At 48.6% G+C, this 3,690-nt stretch carries 5 protein-coding genes and 2 pseudogenes; 1 reads left to right on the top strand and 6 read right to left on the bottom strand.

Annotation, left to right across the window (positions count from 1 at the left end; translation table 11 throughout):
* The 3 genes and pseudogenes from HW443_RS09785 to HW443_RS09795 form a co-directional block, all read right to left on the bottom strand.
* Positions 1–431: DNA-3-methyladenine glycosylase (locus HW443_RS09785; protein WP_176238122.1), on the bottom strand; the 431-nt coding region annotated here is incomplete at its 3' end.
* Between the two features lie 306 nt (positions 432–737).
* Complete coding sequence (locus HW443_RS09790) at positions 738–989, bottom strand: UTRA domain-containing protein (protein ID WP_176231753.1); 252 nt, start codon at positions 987–989, stop codon at positions 738–740.
* 2 nt (positions 990–991) lie between these two features.
* Positions 992–2,038: pseudogene (locus HW443_RS09795) on the bottom strand (RNA-guided endonuclease InsQ/TnpB family protein); the annotation flags it as partial.
* Here HW443_RS09795 and HW443_RS14030 point away from each other — a divergent pair.
* Positions 2,039–2,182 (top strand): annotated as a pseudogene (locus HW443_RS14030) (transposase); the annotation flags it as partial. It abuts the pseudogene before it with no gap.
* A gap of 33 nt (positions 2,183–2,215) precedes the next feature.
* On the opposite strand, the gene HW443_RS14035 reads toward HW443_RS14030, so the two are convergent.
* From HW443_RS14035 to HW443_RS09815, 3 genes are all read right to left on the bottom strand, one after another.
* Complete coding sequence (locus HW443_RS14035; RefSeq protein WP_407079589.1) at positions 2,216–2,518, bottom strand: DUF6504 family protein; 303 nt, start codon at positions 2,516–2,518, stop codon at positions 2,216–2,218.
* 267 nt (positions 2,519–2,785) lie between these two features.
* Positions 2,786–3,337, bottom strand: coding sequence for a flavin reductase family protein (locus HW443_RS09810; protein WP_176231755.1), 552 nt, complete (start codon positions 3,335–3,337; stop codon positions 2,786–2,788).
* Between the two features lie 119 nt (positions 3,338–3,456).
* Complete coding sequence (locus tag HW443_RS09815) at positions 3,457–3,603, bottom strand: rubredoxin (protein WP_176231756.1); 147 nt, start codon at positions 3,601–3,603, stop codon at positions 3,457–3,459.
* Positions 3,604–3,690 lie beyond the last annotated feature (87 nt).

Consider the following 3,690-nt stretch of genomic DNA (forward strand, 5'->3'; position numbering starts at 1 on the left):
TGGGGATCTGGAGGATCGGAAGCAAGAAGCAAAATCCTGGCCAATCTCTCAGAATTCTTACGCTTAAGACTTCTGCGCGTCTCGTCATAGCGATTCTTGATCATCAATTTAATGCCCTCCATAGGTTCCACAGAGCGGATCAATACCGCTGCCGGGAACCCCTTTTTCTCCGTTACCACATTAAGACAGTAAAACATGCCATAGGTAAAGTAAACGTAGGCATGGCCAGCCTCTCCAAACATTACCTCATTGCGGGGAGTCTTTCCTCTAGAAGCATGGCAGGCAAGATCGTTCTCTCCGATGTAAGCCTCAGTCTCAACTATTTTCCCCACCAGCAGCCCTTCCTCAGTCCTCCGAATCAGACACTTGCCCAAAAGATCTTGAGCAACGGTTAAGGTGGGTCTTTGGTAGAACTCTCTTGGCAGTTTCATCGGCTAGATATATAATTCCCCTTCCGCCGTTGTGGCAAAGCTGCAGTCATTTGCAGAGAAACCCAGATCCACATCAAGGTCGCCCACTACGATGACGTCAAATCTTACCATCCTGCTATAATCCTCCCAGGCTCCCTGAACAATACATCTGTACGTAATCTTATCACGCCCAAACTTGAAGCATTGACACGAAAGGTAGATCTGGCACGGGTGCTATGTTATTGCGTCATCGACCAGTAGATGTGGATAGCCACATAAGCTTCAGAGCAAATGGCTATGCAGCTCCTTTGGCTCGCGACCTGCCTCTCAACTCTGCTCTCTCTTTAGGAGCTCCACGGAGAGTCTACACCTGTCTCCTCTGATTACTCCCTTGCAGAGCTCGATGGGCCGGTCATTAAGCGTGTAGGTTATACGTTCCAGCAACAGAGCGGGGGAGCCTTGCTTTACCCCTAACACCATGGCCTCATACTGATCCACCAGAGTCGGCTCAAAGAACTCCTGAGCCTTAATGGGCTCCACTCCATATTTCTGGCTGAGCAGATCTTGACCTCCTCCCACGCCTAAAGGCGTGGGATTCCTGCTGCCTCTAAAGAGGCTTCAGCGGGTTCCTGCTTCACAGAGTAGTTTTGAGAACCTATCTCTCCACAGGCTAACACGGCGTGCCCCGCCGCTAAGATGTTTAACGCTGCGTTATAGTCAGCGTTTATTGTCAATCCACACTGCTGGCATCGGAACAACTCCTGGGTCTTCCGGTTGTCAGGATGGGCATGTCCGCATCGTGAACACTTCTGGCTGCTGTAAGCTGGAGGCACTGCTAAGAGCATTCCTCCCCTCCAGGCCAGTTTGTATTCAAGCTGTCTTCTGAATTCACCCCATCCCTGATCCAGTATGGATTTGTTCGGCCCTGCCTTGGCTCTTACATTCCTGCCGGGATTGTCCCTTGTCCCTGAGGCCGATTTGCTCATATGGCTGACTTCCAAATCTTCAACTGCCATAATAGCGTGGTTTTTGCTAATAGCGGTTGAATGCTTGTGCAGAAAGTCATGGCGCACGTGGGCAATCTTCTGATGTAGGCGCTGAACCTTGGCCTTCAATTTCTTCCAGTTCTGGCTGAATTTGACCTTTTTAGTCATTTTCCGCTGGAGATGCGCCAATTTCTTTTCCTGCTTCCTAAAGCTGTTCAGGCGAAGTATCTCTCCTCCATCTGACAGTTTTGCGAATTTTGCCACTCCCAGGTCAATACCAACCATTGAAGCCGAAGGATGAACAGGGCTACCTGCTTCAGTTTCCGTCTGTATGGATATATACCATTTACCCGATGACCGGGAGACCGTTATATTCTTCAGCTCCCCCGTGAGTGAGCGGCTTTTCCTATACCTGATCCATCCTATCTTGGGCAGAAATACCCGGCTATTGTTTTGGTCAACCTTGAAGCCCTGCGGATAGCGGAATGAGTCACTGGTCCCCTTCTTCTTGAATCTGGGAAAACCTTTGGGACTTTTCTTATCAAAAGCATCGGCAATGGCTTTGTCCAAAAACTTAAGAGATTGCTGTAATATCTGCGAGGGAGCTTCCCTGAGAAAGGTCGTTTGCTCTTCATGTTTCCACGCAAGAAACACTATCCCTCTATTCGCAAGTCATTATGGGGCAACAGCCTGTGGTCTTCCAGCTATTTCGCTGGAAGCTACGGTGGAACCCCTACCAGCCTTATCCGCCAATACATAGAGCAGCAGAAAACTCCCACCGCCTGATTTACCGCTGAAAAGGATTTTCAGCGGTAAGCCTTATATCCCCGCCCTGAAGGGCGAGGTTTTACGGCTTAAACGGATAAACCAGCTATCTGCTCTTTCATCATAACCAAGCTGGTACGTGTGCCCATCGTCCCCCTTCACGCGAAAAAGGATCACTGCTCCCTCTTCCCTGTCCATTTTCTCCACACGTCGAGCTTCCAGGATGTCCGACACAAGATGTCGCTCTCCTCGGTAGATAAATGATCTAGGAGACTCGGGAGCTTTGTATCCGCAGTAGGCTTCTACTTGAATAGGTTCCCTACTTTCCGTACCGACTCCTTCTTCAAATCTTTCCAGGCTCTCTTCTGGCGTAGTCTACTTTACAGGCTCGGTAGATTTGCCTGGCTGACAGGCAAGAATAAATGAAATAAGGGTATCTCCTTGACTCCACTAACCACAATATGGTGTATGCTTATGAGCTCATAGACCACACGATATTGTACTAACTGGAGTTAAGTAGATACCCCTAATAAATGAATTTGTCACACTCAAAATAAGAATTAGGACTAAAACACACAAAAAATATTTGTTTTTCATTTATTCCACCCGTGATATCATCCTGTCTCAGGCCAGCTTAATATGGCTCTCCTCTCTGGTGGTTATATAATTGTCGCTGCCCAAGTAGAGAATGGGCTTTACTAAATCTGTCCTTAAGCGTCCCTCCTGGAAAAAGTCTTCTTCGTAGTGGATAATGACGATCCTCCCTACGAAAAGGGTGTGGTCTCCGCAATCTATCTCATCTTCCAGAAGACATTCGTAGGAGGCATAGGCCTCCCTGATGATAGGAGAGTCTATCCTGACTCCCTCGTCTTTTCCCAGAGGGAATTTGGAGAATTTGTCCACATCCCGGCCGCTCACCTTCCCCATCCCGTGAAGTTTGTCCAACTGCTCAAAGAGGAGGAAATTGACCGCAAACTCTCTGGCCTCTTTGATCAACTCATAGGTCAGTCGCTTGGGAGAGAGAGCTACTCCATAAAGAGGTGGATCGGTGGAGAGAGCGGTATGCCAGGCTGCGGCCATAGCATTTTCCTTATCCCTATACTTTGCGGCAACCAAAGCCACCGTGGTGGGATAGAAGTGGTAAAGTTTTCCTGGTTTCTCCAAAGTGATCTTCATCTCTTATAAACTCCTTTCTGTTGACACGTACCCTACTTCCTCTCCTGCCTCCTCCATCTACCTGCACGCTCTGCTGATCCAGTCTGCTAATAGCTAGAGCGACCTAGAATCATTCTGGCTCAAACATATCTTTTTGCTCCACATTCCGGACACACCCAATCTTCCGGCAGCTCTTCAAAAGCAGTACCTGGATCCACCCCATTATCAGGATCACCGTCCTCAGGATCATAGACATATCCACAGACCGCACAAACCCAACGCTCCATTCTTATCCTCCTTCTACTATACTTGTGCGATCTTACAAAATCAGGCCCAGAAAGCCCCGCAATTTATTGCTGGCGATGAATGGCCCC

This window comes from Candidatus Hakubella thermalkaliphila (genome assembly GCF_013281975.1).
In the GTDB taxonomy this organism is placed as follows: domain Bacteria; phylum Actinomycetota; class Humimicrobiia; order Hakubellales; family Hakubellaceae; genus Hakubella; species Hakubella thermalkaliphila.